A 19,564-nucleotide genomic window follows, 5' to 3' on the forward strand; every position below is an offset into this window, starting at 1 on the left:
CCTTACCCCCTGATTGCCGCCTTACAAAGGTTCACTTTCGCTTAGGTGATTGATTTGGCTAGAGCTTCCTTCAGATTCCGCATTGGCTCTCTATAACCGTGGTTCCCTGTTGGGTAGCTATGGAGAGTTTCTTTGGACACCCTTGCTTTCGCCTACTTCTTCCCTTCTCACAGGGCAAAGGCTGGACTTTCACCAACTAGCTGACTATCATGCCAGTCACACTACGTTTTTTTACTTCGTTAAAAAAATCTAACCCAGCCTACGGTGTCCCGCCTTAAGTGCGTAGCCGTCATTCCTGCATGCTTTTAGCAGGCATCTCGTAGGTTAAGCATAGATTCCCGATAAAAGACTTCGGGAATGAGGAGCTTTTTAATATACTGTTTTTAATGTTTTATTCTCTTATGGCTGAGAGTTGTACGTAATCAGGTAAGAATTAATAATGCGCATATCTTATAGAGTATTTTATCTCCTGCTATTTTTATTATCACCCTCATTTGCAGCTGATAAGCCGGCACTCATGCTGGCCAAAGTATTTCATGCCTCTGTTGATGTCTCGGATTACTGGGTGAGTGAAAAACTCGATGGTGTGCGTGCACGCTGGAATGGACATCAGCTCATTTCCCGAGGCGGTAAAGTGCTTGCAGCGCCTGACTGGTTTGTAGATGAGTTTCCTGATACAGCCTTAGACGGTGAGTTATGGGTTGCACGTGGAAAATATCAGCATACGGTATCGATTATTAAACGATTAAAACCGCATACAGGCTGGAAAAAAATCAGATTTATGTTATTTGATTTACCCGCTCACAAGGGGCCTTTTGCTGAAAGGCTGGTGGAGTTGCGTAATATCGAACGACACAATCAGTCTCCTTACCTGAGCATTATTCCTCAACACCTTTATACGACCAGTCAAGAGCTTATGCAACATCTGCAATTTATTGTTGACGGGGGTGGCGAAGGACTTATGCTACATCATAAAGCAGGGATATATCGTAGTGGCCGGAGTAATGATCTCCTTAAACTAAAACAGTTCACTGATGCGGAGGCCGTTGTGATCGATTACCGAGCAGGTAAAGGTCAGTTTACAGGCAAGATGGGCGCAATTCAGGTTAAAACTGCTAGCGATAAAGTATTTTTTATCGGCAGTGGTTTTAGTCACAAAGACCGAGAATACCCTCCCGCTATCGGCAGTACTGTTAGTTTTCGCCATCAGGGGTTAACCGATAGCGGGATTCCTAGATTTGCTGTTTTTATTCGGGTTCGTGATGAGCCCTGACTATACTCCGCGCGGCCACGACTGCGGATTTCTAGCGGCTGAGTTTTTTCCGATAGCTACGTTGCTGAAACCGAAACCGCGCGAAGTATCGCTAAAAAACTGACGAATACGCTTAACCAGGTAAAAGAATACACCGAATATTTAGTTGTAAAATTCTACAATCCCTGTTTCTATATTGTACATAGCTCCGACTATACGAATATCACCCCCTGCTTCCATTTCAGCTAATACCTCACTCCGTTGCTTAACTTCCTCGACCATTATTTCTACATTACGCTCAGCAACTTGTTCCACGTGGGTACAACCCTGCACACTGTATTTAGCGGCCTTGCCCACTTTAACGGAATCTACTGCAGGCTGTATTTTATCCAGCAAACCTGTCAAATTACCCAATTTGGTTCCTGCACATGCGCCTTTAATCGCACCACAATGCGTATGCCCTAAAACCACAACTAGCTTGGACCCAGCTGCTTTACAGGCAAATTCCATACTCCCTAGAATATCTTCATTCACGACATTCCCGGCGACTCTGACACTAAAGACATCCCCTAGTCCCTGATCAAAAATCAACTCCGAAGAAGTGCGTGAATCTATACAGCTTAAGATAATAGCAATAGGAAACTGTCCATCTATACTTTCATTTGCCTGCTCCAGAAGGTTACGATTATTTTTTAAATTATTTACAAATCGATTATTCCCTGCTGTCAGCATCTCCAGCACATCCCCTGGCTTTAAAGCCTGCTGCGACTCTTTGGTGACCGGCAAAGCTCGTTCTACCGGCTTTAAAAACCCAAAGCCCCTTAGATTCTGGATCACAAGGTTGATCTTTTTACGCCTGGCATCTACTTTAAAATTCTGGATTACTTCGTATACATCGTAATCAATGTATTTGGCATAAGTCGCATCGATCACTAAATTGGATTTTTTGGGCAGATTACTCAATATATGCAAAATTTTTGACTTATTCAAAAATGAAACATTGTCCGATAAAGTAATAATAGTTTTTTTTAACTTTTCTTGTTCATGCAAATGAAACCCCACGTGCAAATTTTCGAGCAAAATAAACAATAATGCGCAGCCCATTCCTATACTAATACCCGTCAACATATCTGAAAAGATAAGGCCGAGAATGGTCGCTATAAAAGGAATAAAATGAAAGTATCCTATCTGATACATCGCCTTAAATAATGCTGGCTTAGCGAGCTTGTAGCCAACCACCAATAATATGGCTGCAAGACTAGCCAGGGGAATCATATTAGCCACACCAGGAATAAATAGCACGACTATTAACAGGAATAAACCCTGGGTAAAGGATGATGTTTTAGTTCGCCCGCCTGATTGAATATTTGCCGAACTACGTATAATTAGCTGTGTCATGGGTAAGCCACCAATCAAGCCTGAACAAATATTGCCAATACCCTGGGCTCTTAACTCACGATTATTTGAAGTAACGCGTTTAAATGGATCAAGTTTATCAACCGCTTCCACGCATAATAAAGTTTCCAGGCTAGCGACTATAGCGATAGACAAAGCAACCGGATAGATAGCAGGGTTACTAATCTGGCTAAAATCAGGTAAGGTAATCAAGCTGAGTAAATCGTGATATGTTTCTGCTACAGGCAACCTGACCAGATGACTTGCACCCAGCGCCCACTCTGGGTAAAAAAACAAAAAAAACTGATTTAATATGACACCGACAACCACGACAAGAACCGAGCCATGAATCCACTGTTTAAACAGGAATTGTTTAATCCAGCTAGTTTCCCATAAGAGCAATATGGCCAATCCAGCCAAACTGATAACGATAGCTCCTGGCGCAATAAAGTCCAGCATATGGCTTAATTCTGTCAGAGTCGTATAGTCATCTTTCTGGAAAAACGAAAGATCCCCTTCATAATCCTTGTCATAACCCATGGCATGAGGAATCTGCTTAAGAAAAATAATAATGCCAATGCCGGATAACATACCTTTAATAACGGCTGAAGGAAAAAAATAGCCAATAACACCCGCACCAAGATGACCCATAATAAATTGAATAACGCCGGCTATAACAACAGCCAGTAGCACTGCCTCAAAACTCAATTCCTGAACTGCTGAGAATACGATCACAGCCAACCCCGCAGCCGGGCCACTAACGCCTAGCGCAGAGCCACTAAAACTGGTTACCACAAGCCCACCAATAACCCCAGCTATTAAACCGGCAGACAGAGGTGCTCCCGAAGCAAGCGCGATACCCAAACATAAGGGTAGAGCCAACAAAAAAACAACAATACTGGCCGGAAGGTCATGACGCAGGCTATTTTTATAGCTCAACAACTGGTCATTTCCTGTTATAAAAGGATTTTTTATCATGGCTAATTATTTCTCGTTTTTATTTTTATTAAAATTTGCTCTCCATGCAAAAAAATCCAGCATTATTATTAATCAGACTTTACAATTATACCTGTTTGAACAAACTTTATGACACGTCTTAATCATTTTTGTTCTAGCTTAGGAGCGCGCACGGAATAAGTTGAGCAACTAACTTGTCTTTTTCTCCGTCTTCAGCGTTGTAGAAACTGTTTCGTAGCGGGCTACGCTGGCATAGCATTTATCTCGTTATTCTTTGCGTCTAAAGCTTGTAAATCATCAGGAAAATCTAAGTAATTTTAATTCTGTTAAAGATATGTTAAATTCATGTTTTAAAATAATAAAAAAACCAGTTACTCCAGGCATAGGAATTCACATGGAATTAAAAACAACAATACTAAAAAAATCCATTTTAGCTGCAAGTATCGCCTTACTATTTAATCTGGGTAATGCCACCGCTAAGTCTGATGATAAGCACAACATGCACAAGCTCTATGAAGATAACTGTGCTAGCTGTCATGGCTCTGATTACGGCGGATATTTAGCTCCCGCACTGAATTCCGAAACTTTAAAAGGCCGCAGCCCCACCGCCCTGCGTACCTTAATTATGACAGGTAGCTTTGAGACACTTATGCCTCCATTTTTTGGACGCCTATCCGATAGCGAAATTCGCGATATGGTGAAACATCTGCAAGCCACGCCAAAACTAGATAACCCTCCCTGGACTATTAAAGATATGCAAGCTTCTTTAAAAGTCTATGTAAAAGATGAATCCAGCCTGCCTGACAAGCCCACGTTTAAAATCGATAGTATGGATGATATTATCGGCGTCGCAGCACGCGGTAAATATGGTCGAGGCAAGGGTTCTGAAGCGGTTTTTATCAACAGCAAAACGCACGAGATTATTGCTAAAGTCCCCACCGTAACGGCTGCACATATAATCGACTTTGACCCCGCTAATGAGCGCTGGGCTTATGTAAAAACCGATACTGCCGAAATTTACAAAGTAGATTTATATACCATGCAAGCCGTACGCAGCATTAAAACTGGCTGGAACGGACCTGGCATGGGAGTTTCGCGTGATGGAAAATACATTATGGCCGGCTCCTTTGTGCCTCACAATGCTGTTATTTTAGATGCCGAAACCCTAGAGCCTTTAAAACTGTTTGAATTAGAAGGCATCGATCCTGATGGTAATCATGTCAGCTCTGATTCAGGTATGATCATAGGTACACCCTATGCTGATATTTTCGCGATTGCCCTGGAAAATGCGGGCCAAGTCTGGGTAATAGATCTAGAAGAAGGCTTTCCTGTCACTAAAATAAAAAATGTAGGTCGGCATTTACATGACGCATTCCTGACTCATAAAGGTAAAAAACTCATGGTTGCCTCTTATGACGACAGTGTAGTTATTGCGCTAGATTTAGAAAAACGCGAAATCATCAAAAAATTAAAGGCCGGCTGTGTTCCTCATGTAGGCGGCGGCGCTGCCGTTAAAGTCGATGGACGTACTTTAGGTTTTGGAACTAACTTCGGTACTTGTGATAAAAATGTGGTCAGCGTCTGGGATCTGGATAAAATGGAATTAGTTAAGCAGGTTCCTGTTTCAGGCGGCACTGAGTCCCCTGCTGCACATGCTAACGCACCTTATGTCGCAGTAGATATTATTACTAAAGACAGACGCGCGCGCACTATACAGTTAATTGACAAAAAATCACTGGAAGTTGTTAAAACACTGGATGTCGGTGGACATGCGTATTTCCCCGAATACAGTGCCGATGGTAAATATTTATATATTAGCGCGGGATATGCGGGTGATGAGGTCATTGTTTATGATTCAACATCTCTGAAGAAAACAGCCAATATCCCGATGGAAAGTCCAGCAGGAATATTCTCTCGTGGCCGTGTTAAATATATGACTCGCGGTTTATCACCTGACGAAATGGAGTAAGCGTTATGAAAATAGCCACTTATTTCCTAAGCACAATCCTGACCTTAAGTGTTAGCTTCAGCAGCCAGGCAGCTAGTATTTATGCCGGCCAGGCTAAAGCGGCAGCCGTATGTTCACAATGCCACGGAATACGTTTGACTAGTGCAGAAGCGCCCTTCCCTCCTCTGGCTGGGCGTAATGAAGAATACCTCGAATCGGCTTTAAAACAGTATCGTGATAAGACTCGCGTTTCTGAAATTATGAATAATATCGCGGGCTCATTATCCGACCGGGACATTAACAATATTGCTTCTTATTACAGCCGCTTAAAACCTTGAACCATCGCTTATGCCTATGGCTGTGCTTATTATGTTCTGGTTCTGCCTTAGCCCAGCCCCCAACGCTGGAAAGACAAAGTGAAATTCGCAACCTGCTAAAACATGACTGCGGCTCTTGCCACGGCTTAACATTAAAGGGTGGGCTGGGGCCATCTTTATTCGCACAGGATTTAGTTAATAAATCTGATAACTATTTAATAGCAACAATACAAAATGGTCGTAAAGGTACAGCGATGCCTCCCTGGAAGCCCTTTATTTCAGAAAATGAAACACGCTGGCTAGTACAAGAGTTACGCAGAAAACCTGCAGAGCGAACCTCAAACCACTAGTGCAGTCTATTTATTGGAACTTACTTAAAGCAGAAACTATAATGAAAAAAATTCTCTCTCTATGCGTGCTGTTATCAAGCATCTCTGCTGTTAATGTCCATGCAGAAGAAGTTGACTGCGTGACCACTTCCTGGAAACTTATTGGTTCCAATCATAAAGTCTGTGTACAGGCATATGATGACCCGAAAGTTAAAGGTGTAAGCTGCTATATGAGCCAGGCAAAAAAAGGCGGGCTTAAAGGCACTTTTGGTTTAGCCGAAGACCCCGCGCAGTTTTCCCTGGATTGTCGCCAGACGGGCAAAATTATAATTAAATCAAAACTACCTCTGCAAGAAGTCGCATTTAGTGAAGACACTTCACTATTTTTTAAAGAAACACGTGTCGTACGAATATTTGATGAAAAACGTAACACACTGGTTTATCTTGCCATCAGCCGTAAAATCATTGATGGAGCGCCTGCAAACAGTATTTCTACTGTGCCAATTATGTCGTGGACTAAATAAGCCTCTTAACTAAAAAGCGCACTATTTAGTTACCATGAAGTGCATGAAGGACTTGAAGTATATAGAGGTTTACCCTTCATTATCTTCATGCCCTTCATGGTAAAAATAAATAGCCCGCATTCAATCCATTGATACACCGAAATCTTATATTCCCTATGCAGCATTTTATTCCTATACTCACCCTATTCTTGTTCTCTCAAGTCACATTGGCTGAATTACGTGGCACGGGAGATTTAGGCGTGATTATTGAAAGAGAGCCTGCTGCTGTACAAATCATCAATACAACCCATAATAAATCATTAAGTAGAATAAGCGAGCTAGGAGACCTATCACACGCTTCGGTGGTGTTTTCCCGAGATGCCCGTTATGCCTTTATTTTCGGGCGCGATGGCGGGCTCACTAAAATTGACTTATTGCAGGATAAAATAGTCAAGCGTATTATTCAAGCCGGCAATAGCATAGGCGGCGCAATTTCCCAGGATGGAACTTTAATAGCCGTATCCAACTACACACCAGGCGGAGTAAAAGTCTTCTCCAGCGAAACGCTCGAATTAGTCGCCAACATCCCTGCCCTGTATGGTGACAATCAATTATCTAAAGTCGTCGGCCTAGTTGATGCTCCTGGACAAAAATTTGTATTTAGCTTATTTGATGCGGGAGAAATTTGGGTTGCTGACCTAAAAAACCCCACTCAAGTTAAAATTGAGAAATTCCAAGGAGTAGGAAAGCAACCTTATGACGCTTTGCTCACACCTGATGGCCGTTATTATATTGCCGGACTATTTGCTGACCAGGGCCTGGCTTTATTAGATCTATGGTCTCTTGAGCAGGGTGTAAAGCGCATTCTTCCAGCCTATAGCAAACAGGATGAAAAACTACCCGTCTATAAAATGCCACACCTAGAAGGTTGGGCAATGGCAGGAAACCTGATGTTTATTCCAGCGATTGGCCAACATGAGGTTCTAGTCATTGAGAAAAACACATGGCAACTAGTCAAGCGTATTCCTGTGCTAGGCCAACCTGTTTTTGTTATGGCTCGCCCTGATGGACGACAAGTCTGGGTGAACTATGCCTTTCCTGATAATGCTCACTTACAGGTTATTGATGTGAAAAGCTTAGACCTAGTTAAGTCACTAAACCCAGGTAAAGCAGTTTTGCATATGGAATTTACGCCACGAGGGGAAAATATCTGGGTCTCTGCCCGAGATGATAACCGCATTGTTGTTTACGATACCAACAGCTTTAAAGAGATCATGCGTTTACCGGCAAATAAGCCGAGTGGTATCTTTTTTAGCTCTAGGGCTCATAAAATGGGTTTGTAATGATTCAAAAAACCGCTAAATTATATATCCACATTCTAAGAACGTGGTTTTATGACACCCTAGAACTGCCTATTACCCATAAATCATGACACACAATATCACCCGCCTTCCAGCAGCAAGAACCCGGCACACAAAAGCTGCAAAGCTGCGTACCCTCGCCACATGATTTGATGACCGGGCGGGGGATCTTTTTTCCGCCCCAGATGTCCTCCAATTCTTGCTACCAATTGTACAGCTTCACCTAGTAACAAAGGGGGGTTTAATCTTTTTTTTTGCGTAGGCGTGCAGGGTACGCAATTCAACATCAGAAAATAATATTTCAGCAGGAAGCTCAGGCGTTTCTCTACCCAGAAGCGTCATGAGCATGATCCGCCAGGCGATAACCAGATTGATACCAATCGCCCGACGCAACCGCTCAGCCGTTTCATGAGCAAGATCGTCAATTTTACAGCCTGATTTTAGCACACGATGCCAGTCTTCAATTCGCCAGCGCAACGTATACCAACGCAAACACTTTTCAATGTCCTTTGCGGATTCAATTTTAATCGTTGTCAGTAAAAACCACTCGACGGCCTTTGTGCCTTGAGGCGGGTTTTCTTCTAGCGCATGGATAAGCTGTATTTCAACCGGCTCTTTGTCATGATAATAGCTGGGAGCAGGGAGTTGTATGGCTAAGTGACGCAATGCCAGTTCTGCCCGCCTTCCTGGTCTTGCTGCTTTGGCTTTTTGCTTGCTTTTTTTAGGCCGGGCACTTTGCTGGGGAACATTGACGCTAACTCGACTTTGTACTCTGGTTTCACGAATGGCTGCGAACAGCTTGAAGGGGGATTCATTAATATTACGGTCGTGCTGAGCACGAATAAGCAGTTCAACACAGGGATTTTTTCTTTGTTCATCAAACAATTCAAAAAAATCAGCTTCCCGGTCACAGACATTAATCAGTTGTGTTTGCGGCATGGTTGCCGCTAATTCAACCAGGTCACGGTGGTGCTCTATCCAGACAAAGGTCTTTTTTTCTTCAATCGGTATTTTTGATGGTTTACGTTTGTCATCGGGCAATCGGGGGTGCGGAGCAATACACTGTGCTTTTAGCCCATGTTCAGTCGTTTTTCGCTCAAAAACCACTAACAGGTCTATTTTCATAGGATAAAAAAATAAAAACCTAATCATTACAAACATTTGCATTTCCAAGCAAAGCGTAGTGCCATAACATAACAAAAATAGTTGCATTCACTTGATTTTTATGGAAAAATTCAAGTATGTATATCCGATGCACAACGACCCGAACCAAGGCAACTGGCGAGACCTACAAAACGTTTCGGCTAGTTGAGTCCGAGCGAATTGATGGCAAGGTCAAGCAACGTACCCTGCTTAATCTGGGTCGTTTCTTCGATGTGCCCAAGTCCCAGTGGAAGTCATTATCAAGTCGTATTGATCAATTACTGACAGCACAGACTGACTGGCTCACTATTGACCTAGAGGAATCACTCGAAACACGGGCACAATATTACGCCACTCAAATCATCACATCCCGAAGTACAACCCTTGACGATAGCGTTCACTTTGAGACCGTTGATATCGGCAGTTTAGAGCTTGTACGACCGCGCCGTGTGGGAGTCGAGCAAATAGCGTTGCACGCTGTAAGGCAGTTAACCCTGGATGATAAATTGAAATCTCTGGGATTTAACCAGCACCAGCTTGCCGCCTCCCTCGGTACTATCATTGCTCGCATGGCCTGTCCTGCAAGTGAATTAGCCACACACGGCTGGCTGCAGACAACCAGCGGCCTCGGTGAGTTAATCGACTATGACTTCGAAGACATGGGGCTGGATCGTCTGTATCAGGTATCCGACCAATTATGGAAACACCGGGAAGCCATTGAAACCCATTTATATCAGCAAGAACGGGATCTGTTCAGCTTCAGTGAAACTATCACGCTTTATGATCTGACAAATACCTTCTTTGAAGGCGAAGCCAAAACAAACCCAGCTGCCCAAAGAGGCCGCTCCAAGGAAAAGCGCAGTGACTGTCCCCTGGTTACATTAGGGCTGGTGCTTGATGGCAGTGGCTTTCCACGTAAAAGCCAGATCTTCCCAGGTAATGCAAGTGAACCACAAACCCTGCAAACCATACTTGAAGGACTGGAAGGGCGAACAGGATCCACTGTGATACTTGATGCAGGCATTGCCAGTGAAGAAAACATCCAGTATCTTCATTGAGCATGGCTTTCACTATATTGTTGTCTCACGCAAACGCAAGCGGGATTTCGATGAAGAAAAGGCAACTCTGATCAAAGATATTCCGGGGCAACGCGTAAAAGTTCAAAAAGTGACTGTAGAAGAGACCGGAGAAATTGAACTGTACTGTCACTCGCAACTCAGGGAAAAGAAAGAACAAGCCATGCAGGATAGTTTTTCAGAAAAATATGAAACCGCACTCAACAGCCTGCATGCTGGATTGAGCAAAAAAGGAACCACAAAAAATTATACAAAAGTGTTAGAACGGCTGGGACGCATAAAGGAAAAATACGCGCGTGCAGCACAGCACTATGAAGTAACGGTCGTACCTGATGATGAAGGAGACAAGGCCAACTCAATCAGCTGGAAGCGTGTGGAAAAAGCCAACTCGCAGGCAACCCACCCCGGTGTCTATTGCTTACGCACCAACCTGACCGACTGGAATGAAGAAACGCTCTGGCGCACCTACACCATGCTAACCGATCTAGAAAGTGTTTTTCGCAGTCTGAAAAGTGAACTCGGGCTACGCCCTATCTACCATCGAAAAGAAGAACGGGTTAATGGGCATATCTTTATCACTCTCATTGCCTATCATCTCGTCCAGACGCTTCGTTATCAACTCAAAGCTGAACATATTAATGATAGCTGGCAGACGATTCGGCGGACAATGGAAAACCAGCAACGCATTACCGTTATTTTACGGCGGGAAGATGGAAAAACCATTCATCTAAGGAAAGCGACGAATGCAGAGCCGCGACAATCCGTTATTTATAAAGCACTGGAAATTTCAGCGCAGCCAGGAGGTGTTAAAAAAACATTGATTTAGCTTTAATTCAAAATAAAAAAATCTGTAGTGCCAACACCAAGGCCAGATTGTGCGTATCTTATGATTATGCACTTAACACAGGTAAAGGCGCAGGATTTGCGTAAATACAAGCATACAGAAGCCTATCAAAGGCTTGGTGTGGCCAATACCTCCTATTAAAGCGGTAAGCAAACTCAGCGAGAAATGCTTTTCTGTACTTAGGAAACACGCCATGATGAGTAGAAAGAAGGTATCGCTTTAAATTGGACGTAATGATGTTAATCCACTTTAAATGCTCGTGCGTTTTTTCAGGTTCTTTCATCTCAACTGATCGCTCGTGTTTATAGCCCGCCTTTTGGGCTTTAACATAAACACCCGATCCATCGGATTTTCTCGTGCTCCCAATACGCACATTATTTTTTATTGCAGGAACTATATGTTCTTCATAAATTGTTTCGAGCTCTTCAAATGACAAGAACCTTGGTCCTCCGTTAGAGTTTTCTTCTACGGCTATCAGGAAGGGTGTTTTGTTGTCGCCTTTTAAACGCCGTTCTTCCAAGGACTGTTTGCCTCCTATGAGGATTTCATCTGTTTCAACAGTACCGCCCAACGTATAAAGGCTATCGCGCTGAGCCATCGCTTGACGAATTTTATGCCCCAACAACCATGCCGTGTGATATGACCCAAATCCTAGCTGACTCTGGAGATATAACATTGAAACACCCTTTTTAGACGTTGCCATAAGATAAATTGCCCAAAACCACTTACGCAAAGGAACTCGACTCTTATGAAATATTGTGCCTGCCATAGCATAAATTTGCCTATGACATTGACGACATTCAAACACTTTGCGTGTTTGTATGAAGTCCAGCTTGCTATCAATACAATGGGGACAGGTGACTCCGTCTGGCCACTTCATTTTGACCAAATAATCCCAACAAATCTGTTCAGTTGAAAATTTATCCTGAAAATCAAGTAAACTAAAATCTTTATAAGGTTTTTTCTTCTTCATTTACTGAAAATAACACAACCTGTCCAAAGTGCATAATCATAGCGTATCTAATTGTTTTTAAATGAGTTGTTGTCACTTAAATCGAAAGATGGGTTAGGACGCCCAATGGCAAGCCATTGGGCGCAATGGCGAAGCTTGAGTGTAAATTCAGTCCTTTGGTTTTTGCACCGGTCTGGTTGGCTTTCAACTCTCCTAAGCCACTGCATTTATCCAGGTTTGTGTAGTTGAGTTCACTGCCATCTTGCAGGCATAGCACCGTTTTTTGCCCCATCATCCGTCGCGCTGTCCGTTCGCGGTGAGGTTGCAAGATATTTTCCAGATTAACGGCTGAGCCTTCTGGCTGGTCAATCATGCGATAGTAGGCCTTGGTGGCGGGCCAGTCACCTTCAACTGTCCCTGAGAAGGCACTGCCAGGATTCTGGGCTTTAGCATCAGCGACGTTGACGAGCCTTTTACTTAATCGTTTATCGCCCAGTGGCGCACCGCCAAATTCATGTTCGGCCCATTGCTCAGCATCCAGTCCTTCACTGATAGTCAGTGCGCCCAGACCTGCATTGGCTGATAATCCCAGCTGTTTCCTGAAAGAGGTATCGAGTGGGTACATATAAATCGTTTTTTGACTTAATGTCGAGTCATTATGCCGGTCCTGGCGTCCCCGCCCTTTGGTTTTTCCGATGGCCAACCAGTTTGAAGCCTTATAGCAGGTGCCCGAATAGTGCTCGGTATCAACAAAGCTTTCAATGAGCAAGGGTGAGTATCCATACTGCCGGTTAAAATCTTTTGCTATCGTTGCCATGCTCATGCCTAGTACTTTCGATGCCAGGTTTTTGCAGTTGACACTGGGACGGATCAAAAAACGACTCATCCCGACGATCATATGGAGCTGTGCTTGATGCTCTTCTTGATTCCAGCCTATCCATTGATCGCGGGCGGATAATTGCAAAGCCGGCGCGGCATACCCAATCCCTCCTAACCAGCCATGCTCGGAACGAATCAGGTAGCGCATTTGCCTGCCCACCAATATTGCTGCTTTCAGGTAGTGTTCTGTAAGCATCAGTTCATTCCAGGTTCGCATCTGATTTGCCTCTTGTACTAGTACCAATTCAAGCGCTGCAATGTGCCTGACTTCATCGGGTACATCAACAGGATGTGGTACGGAGTCCGTTAAACGGCGGGGTGATTTTGTGCCCGTTTTGTGTTGCACCCTGGGTAGCTCAAAATGCCCCGATGATTCTAGAGCACGGAGTGCTTTCAGGCAGCCACTGGTTTGCATTTTCCCGCGTGCATCGTGAAATTCAAAGTGTGTACAGACTTGTTTGGCTAAATCGCTTCTATGTTCAACTCCCTTGCCTTCCAGTAATTGTTTGATGTATTCTATATTGCTTGATAAGGAGAGTGTTCGTTTGATTTGGTTTTGTTTATTCATGCCTTATAGCATGCAATAATTATTCTTGATTGTCCAGCTGTAATTTATGGGTAATAGGCAGCCCTAGAAGGGTGTTTTTAGCATATCTGGTGTTCTAAAAAACCGGTGGAGTGCAATAGCTTCAGCTATTGCTGTTGCGGAAAAAGCTAACGCTTTTTACTCCCCTCTTTAAGCCCTTTTAAAAAAGTAGTCCTGTTATACTGCTTCTCTTAACACTCTCTAATAGTGTCAGGCAGAGCCTACGGACCTGCCCACGCCTACAGGACGTGGGTATTTTTTTTAATATAATCTGCTCAATTACATATAGGCAAAATTTATTTTTGCTAAGTCCGAAGCAATTACGCTATCATCTACTGCTGACTCTTACTTGCCCGTTTACTCAGAAGCACACGAAGACTCTTGCGTGGGCGTGGCATAGTAAAATAATAATACCCTCCTAAGAGGGATTAAGGTATTTAGGTTTATCGAGTATGTTTCTAAACCCTGCCTTTAGACTGAAGTGACTTACTATGCTGACCCTTTTACACAAACAACTACTCAATAATTTTCAGCAAGAGTTCCCCTTATCTGCAACGCCTTATCTGGATATTGCCAGGAGTTTAGGTGTGACTGAAGATTTAGTGTTACAGGCATTTGATCAATTAGTCGAACATAACTATATCAGCCGCATAGGAGCTGTGATTCAACCTAATCATATAGGCCTTAGCACCTTAGTTGCCATGTCTATCCCAGATCAACAGCTAACTTCAATTGCCAATATCGTCAGCGATTTTTCTGAAGTGAACCATAACTACGAACGTGAGCACCACTACAATCTCTGGTTTGTTTTGATTGCTACAAATCAACAACACTTAGAATCAGTGGTCAGCGAGATAGAACAAAGTACGGGGTTTAAAACCATGCAATTGCCGCTTTTAAAAGATTATTTTATTAACCTGGGATTTCAGCTGGACTTAGAAGCGAACTTTAAGACTGAACTTTGTCCAGCATGATCGACCCTATCGATTTACAACTTATTGTTGCCATTCAAGAAGGGTTAGCGGTCGTTTCACGTCCTTATGCGCTTATCGCCGAACAATTAGATATAGATGAAATGGAAGTAATAGAGCGCCTGAGCCGTTTAAAGCAGCAAGGCTTAATCAAACGTTTAGGTGTCATTGTTAAACATCGGCGACTGGGTTATCAATCCAATGCCATGGTAGTATTTGATATACCCGATGATATCACTACGCAAAAAGGTCAGGAAATTAGCCAGCTTGCGTTTATTAATTTATGCTATTTACGACCCCGGCAGGGTGAACAATGGCCGTACAATTTATTTTGCATGATCCACGGAAAATCCCGTGAAGTCGTATTAGAACAATTAGCAGAGCTGATTGAACATTGTGATTTAGCCGGTTATACCTATGACATATTATTCAGCCCGCGCTGTTTCAAGCAACGCGGGGCAATCTATGCTTTGCAAGAACCCGCAATACTTTAATTAAGTAACCCTTATGGACACTATAGATCGCGCCATTATCAACACTTTACAAATCGGTTTCCCTATCTGCAACTCGCCTTATAAACGGGTCGCCGATGATTTAAAGCTTAGTGAACAAGAATTGCTCGATCGCCTAAAAGCACTAATTAATAGCGGCATATTATCTCGTTTTGGTCCTATGTTTCATGCGGAGCATATGGGGGGAGCTTTAACCCTGGCTGCGGTCAAAGCACCAGAACAGGACTTCGACAATATCGCTGAAACCATCAACACTTTTCCTGAAGTAGCACATAATTACGCTCGTGAGCATGACTTAAATATGTGGTTTGTGCTGGCGACAGAAACACCCGAACAAATAAACCAGGTGATCGCAAACATCGAAGAAAAAACCGGATTGACTGTTTATAACATGCCAAAAATACAAGAGTACTTTGTCGGCTTAAAGCTGGACGCTTAATCCTAAAAACCGCAGTTGAACGCTAAAAAATACTCTAAGCATTTGAATATAAATATAATGACTCTAACAACTTATCACCTGCAGGGTGAACAGACTCCGCTTCACGGTTTTGTGAATAAATCTGAGCGCGAAATACTACGTTACAGCTATTGCCAAGGACTACGGCCATTGCCTGCTAGCGGTGCCTTGTCTTTCGCACTCAGATTTTCCACAAAATCCCTGCTCAACTGCGGTTTCTAGGATAATGGATAATATAGATCGCGAAATCATAGCCGCTAGTCAGGCAGGGCTACCACTCTCCCCCGAACCTTATCAAGTACTTGCCAGCGAAATCGGCATCTCTGCAGATGAATTAATGCAACGTTTAAAACGTATGCAGAACACAGGCATTATCCGCCGGATCGGAGCCATTCCAAATCATTATAAACTGGGTTACACGCATAATGGCATGACCGTATGGGATATAGATGATGCCTATATTGACACACTAGGTAAACAAATAGGCGCTCTAGATTTTGTTAGTCATTGCTATCATCGGCCTCGTCACTTACCTGACTGGCGCTATAATTTATTTGCCATGATTCACGCAAAAACAGCAGATGTCGCTACGCAACAAATTGCCCAAATAGACACGTTGCTCGGCACACATTGTCGTGCCAATGAAGTACTTTACAGCACCCGCATTCTGAAGAAAACGGGCTTAAGAATTAGGAAAAAAAATGTTTCGCCTTAGTCAATTTATGCGCGAGGTGCTTCACCCCACGCCACTCAAAGCTGCTAGAAAACCAGCTGCACCGGTAGTCATATGGAACCTGATTCGGCGCTGTAATCTTACATGTAAACACTGCTATACCACTTCGGCAGATATTGATTTTCCGGGCGAACTCACGACCCAGGCAATATATCAGGTCATGGATGATTTAAAGGCGTTTAAAGTCCCGGTGTTAATTCTTTCCGGGGGCGAACCGCTATTACATCCGGATATCTTTGCTATTTCCCAGCATGCTAAAGACATGGGATTTTATGTTGCTCTATCCAGCAACGGCACTTTAATTACGCAACAGAATATCTCACAAATAGCCGCTATTAATTATCAATATGTGGGCGTAAGTCTAGATGGCATAGGCGCAACTCATGATCGGTTTCGCCAACAACCAGGCTCGTTTGATGCATCCGTACGAGGTATCGAGCTTTGTAGAGAACAGGGAATTAAAGCAGGTATTCGCTTTACCCTGACCCAGGATAATGTAGATGATTTTCCGGCCATGTTACAGCTAATGGATGATGCTGATATTGATAAATTTTATTTATCGCATCTTAATTATGGTGGGCGGGGAAATAAAAAACGAAAAGATGATGCTTTTTTCAGTATGACCCGTGATGTGATGGACCAATTATTTGAAAAGTCTTTGCAATGGGAACAGCAAGGCATACACCGGGAAATTGTGACAGGTAATAATGATGCTGATGCGGTATATTTTTTACACTGGGTACGCGCAAACTTTCCTCAACAAGCGTCACATATACAGAGCAAACTCGAGCAATGGGGTGGAAATGCATCTGGGGTGAATGTTGCCAATATAGATAACCTAGGGAATGTACATCCAGACACTTTCTGGTGGCATTATAATTTAGGTAACGTACAACAGCGTCCTTTTTCTGAAATCTGGCAAGATATTTCAGACCCACTCATGGCAGGGTTAAAACTCTCACCACGCCCGTTAAAAGGGAGGTGTGGCAGCTGTAACTATCAAAAGATCTGTAATGGAAATACCCGTGTTAGAGCACAACAGGTTTATGCTGATGCCTGGGCTGAAGATCCAGGATGTTATTTGAGTGAAACAGAGATATGAAGCGGTTTGGAGATACTTGTCTTAATGTAGCTCTATTTGAGTAGCTACATTAAGACCTATAGTAAGGCACCTGAAAACACACATCATCCAGCTTTGCTGATATTTTTGTCCGTCATTAGCACTAATGACAAACAAAAGTCCTGCCCAAATATTGGACGCTTATTTATTTCCAGCTGCCTAATACTATTTAATTTCTTCTGGCTCTACTAGCTCATCACCATCTGTATCCATTTTATCAATGATTTTTTCAGCATCCTGTTCAATGCTATCTTCCATATTCATAATCACTTGATCAACCGCTTTTTGAGACTTGCCTCTTGCCTGCATTTTAATGGCTTTTTCTATCGCATCTTCCCGCAGTTCTACTTCAACTTCATCAGCAGTAATATATCCATCCTTATTCTGATCATACTCAGCAGCTAAACTCGCTTTCGACTTACCTGAATAAGGAATGTACCCCGCATACTCTGCGCTTGCATCAAATACAGTTAAAGCTAACAATGCAGGTAATAGACCTATTATTATTTTTTTCATTACGCTATCCGTTTTATCCAAAAAGCTAATAATAACACGGTAACTTATTAGACGAAAGTACCTAGATACAAAGCACATAGAGAAAAACAAAACAATCCCCTCCATGTAAGAATAATCAGGCTATTAAGATGACAAGCTATATAAACCTATAAAATCAGTTCCTCACAGTTTCTAGCAAAAGTTTTTGATTCCACCGCACTTAAAAAAACACCTATTTAACCTAATAGGTGAAGCTAAAATTTTTTAAAGTATTATATTTACTCAATAACTTGCACTAAATCCGCGTTCAACCAATTTTTCTAGGATAAACAATCGCATATTTAGGCTGCATTTACCTGATGATAACCAGGACTTGTTATTTATGTTTGGTCCCTTAACGTATAGTTTTTTCGTTACTTGATGTCCATCATTATCTATGTCATCATTGATGAATTTTTCGATAATTTTAATCTTTTAAGAGGCATTTCAATGGCTGGTCGTAACCATCTATATATCCCAGGTCCTACTAACTCACCTCATGAGGTACTAAGTGCCATGCATCTTCCTATGGAAGATCACCGTGCTCCGACCTTCCCGCTCCTACTTAAACCTGTACTGGAAGACTTAAAAAAAGTTTTTAGAACAGAAACAGGCCAGGCATTTGTTTTTCCTGCAACAGGTACTGCAGGCTGGGAAATTGCATTAACCAACACTTTAAACCCTGGCGATAAAGTACTTATCTATCGTTTTGGTCAATTCAGCCATTTATGGATGAATATGGCGCAGCGTCTAGGTCTAGATGTGGAAATGCATGAAGTTGAGTGGGGAAAAGGTATTCCGGTAGATGACTTGCAAGCCCGCTTAAAACAAGATAGCGCACACGAAATTAAAGCAATCTTAGCGACTCACAACGAAACAGCAACCGGCGTAACCAGTGATATCGCAGGTGTACGTAAAGCCATGAATGCTTCTAACCACCCAGCTCTGTTATTTGTAGACGGTGTAAGTTCTATCGCTAGTCTTGATTTCCGCATGGATGAATGGGGTATTGATGGTGCAATCAGTGGTTCGCAAAAAGGCTTTATGCTACCAGCGGGTCTGGCAATCGTTGCTTTCAGCCAAAAAGCATTGGCGTTGACTGAAACAGCGACTTTCCCACGCTGCTTTCTGGATCTAAAAGATCAAATGGCACAGAATGCATTAGGTTACACACCTTACACCCCTTCTACTCCGATGATACACGGCTTACGTGCAGCGCTGGATATATTGCTTGAAGAAGGCATGGAAAACGTTTATGCACGTCATCACCGTTTAGCCGAAGGTACGCGTAAAGCGATTGCTGCCTGGGGCTTAAAACTTTGTGCTCAGCCTGGTTTTGAATCAGATACTGTTTCAGCCATTGTAGTACCAGAAGACAAAGATGCGCGTGATGTGATTGCAACTGCCTTTAACACATACGACATTTCTTTAGGCGCAGGCTTAACAGAAGTCATGGGTAAAGTATTCCGTATTGGTCATATCGGAGATATGAATGATGTCTCTATGCTGGGCGCAATTGCCGGTGTAGAAATGGCAATGCTGGATAATGGCTTTGATATTATTCCTGGAAGTGGTGTTGCTGCAGCAATCGAATATTACCGTTCAACTGCTGCTGCCTAATTGAGCTACTGAGCTATTGAGTAATACAAGATATCAGGCTAACAACATGATGTCTTGTTTACCTTTGCGCTGACC

At 42.9% G+C, this 19,564-nt stretch carries 19 protein-coding genes; 14 read left to right on the forward strand and 5 right to left on the reverse strand.

All coding sequences use genetic code 11. The features are described 5' to 3' along the window. The first annotated feature begins 439 nt into the window (after positions 1 to 439). Positions 440 to 1,273, forward strand: a complete 834-nt coding sequence (locus ACQY3F_RS09385) for a DNA ligase (protein WP_428354586.1) — start codon at positions 440 to 442, stop codon at positions 1,271 to 1,273. A gap of 141 nt (positions 1,274 to 1,414) precedes the next feature. Here ACQY3F_RS09385 and ACQY3F_RS09390 read toward each other — a convergent pair whose 3' ends face one another. Further along, positions 1,415 to 3,625, reverse strand: a complete 2,211-nt coding sequence (locus ACQY3F_RS09390) for a bifunctional SulP family inorganic anion transporter/carbonic anhydrase (RefSeq protein WP_428354587.1) — start codon at positions 3,623 to 3,625, stop codon at positions 1,415 to 1,417. Between the two features lie 373 nt (positions 3,626 to 3,998). Between ACQY3F_RS09390 and ACQY3F_RS09395 the strand changes: the two genes are divergently transcribed. From ACQY3F_RS09395 to ACQY3F_RS09415, 5 genes are all read left to right on the forward strand, one after another. After that, positions 3,999 to 5,573, forward strand: a complete 1,575-nt coding sequence (locus tag ACQY3F_RS09395; protein ID WP_428354588.1) for a cytochrome D1 domain-containing protein — start codon at positions 3,999 to 4,001, stop codon at positions 5,571 to 5,573. Positions 5,574 to 5,578: 5 nt separating this feature from the next. After that, positions 5,579 to 5,890 carry a c-type cytochrome gene (locus ACQY3F_RS09400; protein ID WP_428354589.1) on the forward strand — a complete coding sequence of 104 codons (312 nt, stop codon included), beginning with the start codon at positions 5,579 to 5,581 and terminating at the stop codon, positions 5,888 to 5,890. After that, positions 5,887 to 6,219 carry a c-type cytochrome gene (locus ACQY3F_RS09405; RefSeq protein ID WP_428354590.1) on the forward strand — a complete coding sequence of 111 codons (333 nt, stop codon included), beginning with the start codon at positions 5,887 to 5,889 and terminating at the stop codon, positions 6,217 to 6,219. The genes ACQY3F_RS09400 and ACQY3F_RS09405 overlap by 4 nt, the downstream gene beginning before the upstream one ends. Positions 6,220 to 6,260: 41 nt before the next feature. After that, positions 6,261 to 6,722: a CreA family protein gene (locus ACQY3F_RS09410; RefSeq protein ID WP_428354591.1), complete on the forward strand. Its 462-nt coding sequence runs from the start codon at positions 6,261 to 6,263 to the stop codon at positions 6,720 to 6,722. A gap of 155 nt (positions 6,723 to 6,877) precedes the next feature. Further along, positions 6,878 to 8,044, forward strand: coding sequence for a cytochrome D1 domain-containing protein (locus ACQY3F_RS09415; RefSeq protein WP_428354592.1), 1,167 nt, complete (start codon positions 6,878 to 6,880; stop codon positions 8,042 to 8,044). Between the two features lie 237 nt (positions 8,045 to 8,281). On the opposite strand, the gene ACQY3F_RS09420 is transcribed toward ACQY3F_RS09415, so the two are convergent. Next, positions 8,282 to 9,223, reverse strand: a complete 942-nt coding sequence (locus ACQY3F_RS09420) for an IS4 family transposase (RefSeq protein ID WP_428354593.1) — start codon at positions 9,221 to 9,223, stop codon at positions 8,282 to 8,284. A gap of 80 nt (positions 9,224 to 9,303) precedes the next feature. On the opposite strand from ACQY3F_RS09420, the gene ACQY3F_RS09425 reads away from it, so the two are divergent. Both ACQY3F_RS09425 and ACQY3F_RS09430 read left to right on the forward strand, forming a co-directional pair. Beyond that, positions 9,304 to 10,263 carry an IS1634 family transposase gene (locus tag ACQY3F_RS09425; protein ID WP_428353366.1) on the forward strand — a complete coding sequence of 320 codons (960 nt, stop codon included), beginning with the start codon at positions 9,304 to 9,306 and terminating at the stop codon, positions 10,261 to 10,263. Next, positions 10,235 to 11,107 carry an IS1634 family transposase gene (locus ACQY3F_RS09430; RefSeq protein WP_428354594.1) on the forward strand — a complete coding sequence of 291 codons (873 nt, stop codon included), beginning with the start codon at positions 10,235 to 10,237 and terminating at the stop codon, positions 11,105 to 11,107. The genes ACQY3F_RS09425 and ACQY3F_RS09430 overlap by 29 nt, the downstream gene beginning before the upstream one ends. Before the next feature lie 64 nt (positions 11,108 to 11,171). On the opposite strand, the gene ACQY3F_RS09435 is transcribed toward ACQY3F_RS09430, so the two are convergent. Together ACQY3F_RS09435 and ACQY3F_RS09440 are read right to left on the reverse strand one after the other, a co-directional pair. Then, positions 11,172 to 12,098, reverse strand: a complete 927-nt coding sequence (locus ACQY3F_RS09435) for an IS1595 family transposase (protein WP_428354595.1) — start codon at positions 12,096 to 12,098, stop codon at positions 11,172 to 11,174. A gap of 76 nt (positions 12,099 to 12,174) precedes the next feature. Then, entirely contained in the window at positions 12,175 to 13,524 is a 1,350-nt protein-coding gene (locus ACQY3F_RS09440) for an IS4/Tn5 family transposase DNA-binding protein (RefSeq protein WP_428354596.1), read from the reverse strand. Between the two features lie 509 nt (positions 13,525 to 14,033). Here ACQY3F_RS09440 and ACQY3F_RS09445 point away from each other — a divergent pair. The 5 genes from ACQY3F_RS09445 to nirJ all read left to right on the forward strand — a co-directional run bounded on the left by ACQY3F_RS09445 (position 14,034) and on the right by nirJ (position 17,317). Then, positions 14,034 to 14,516, forward strand: coding sequence for an Lrp/AsnC family transcriptional regulator (locus ACQY3F_RS09445; RefSeq protein WP_428354597.1), 483 nt, complete (start codon positions 14,034 to 14,036; stop codon positions 14,514 to 14,516). Next, complete coding sequence (locus ACQY3F_RS09450; RefSeq protein WP_428354598.1) at positions 14,513 to 15,007, forward strand: AsnC family protein; 495 nt, start codon at positions 14,513 to 14,515, stop codon at positions 15,005 to 15,007. Before ACQY3F_RS09445 ends, ACQY3F_RS09450 begins: the two co-directional genes overlap by 4 nt. Before the next feature lie 13 nt (positions 15,008 to 15,020). Further along, positions 15,021 to 15,464 carry an Lrp/AsnC family transcriptional regulator gene (locus ACQY3F_RS09455; protein ID WP_428354599.1) on the forward strand — a complete coding sequence of 148 codons (444 nt, stop codon included), beginning with the start codon at positions 15,021 to 15,023 and terminating at the stop codon, positions 15,462 to 15,464. Between the two features lie 244 nt (positions 15,465 to 15,708). Beyond that, on the forward strand, positions 15,709 to 16,197 hold the full coding sequence (locus tag ACQY3F_RS09460) for an AsnC family transcriptional regulator (RefSeq protein WP_428354601.1): 489 nt from the start codon (positions 15,709 to 15,711) through the stop codon (positions 16,195 to 16,197). Continuing rightward, the gene (gene nirJ, locus ACQY3F_RS09465; protein WP_428354602.1) at positions 16,184 to 17,317 is read left to right on the forward strand and encodes a heme d1 biosynthesis radical SAM protein NirJ; all 1,134 of its coding nucleotides are present in this window, start codon (positions 16,184 to 16,186) and stop codon (positions 17,315 to 17,317) included. The genes ACQY3F_RS09460 and nirJ overlap by 14 nt, the downstream gene beginning before the upstream one ends. Positions 17,318 to 17,500: 183 nt before the next feature. On the opposite strand, the gene ACQY3F_RS09470 is transcribed toward nirJ, so the two are convergent. Continuing rightward, a complete protein-coding gene (locus tag ACQY3F_RS09470) occupies positions 17,501 to 17,851 on the reverse strand; it encodes a hypothetical protein (RefSeq protein WP_428354603.1) in 351 nt (116 codons plus the stop codon). A 468-nt stretch (positions 17,852 to 18,319) separates the two neighbouring features. On the opposite strand from ACQY3F_RS09470, the gene ACQY3F_RS09475 reads away from it, so the two are divergent. Continuing rightward, entirely contained in the window at positions 18,320 to 19,489 is a 1,170-nt protein-coding gene (locus ACQY3F_RS09475; protein ID WP_428357650.1) for an aminotransferase class V-fold PLP-dependent enzyme, read from the forward strand. The last annotated feature ends 75 nt before the right edge of the window (positions 19,490 to 19,564 follow it).

Origin of the sequence: Methyloprofundus sp. (assembly GCF_965251085.1) — a bacterium.
Lineage (GTDB): Bacteria > Pseudomonadota > Gammaproteobacteria > Methylococcales > Methylomonadaceae > Methyloprofundus.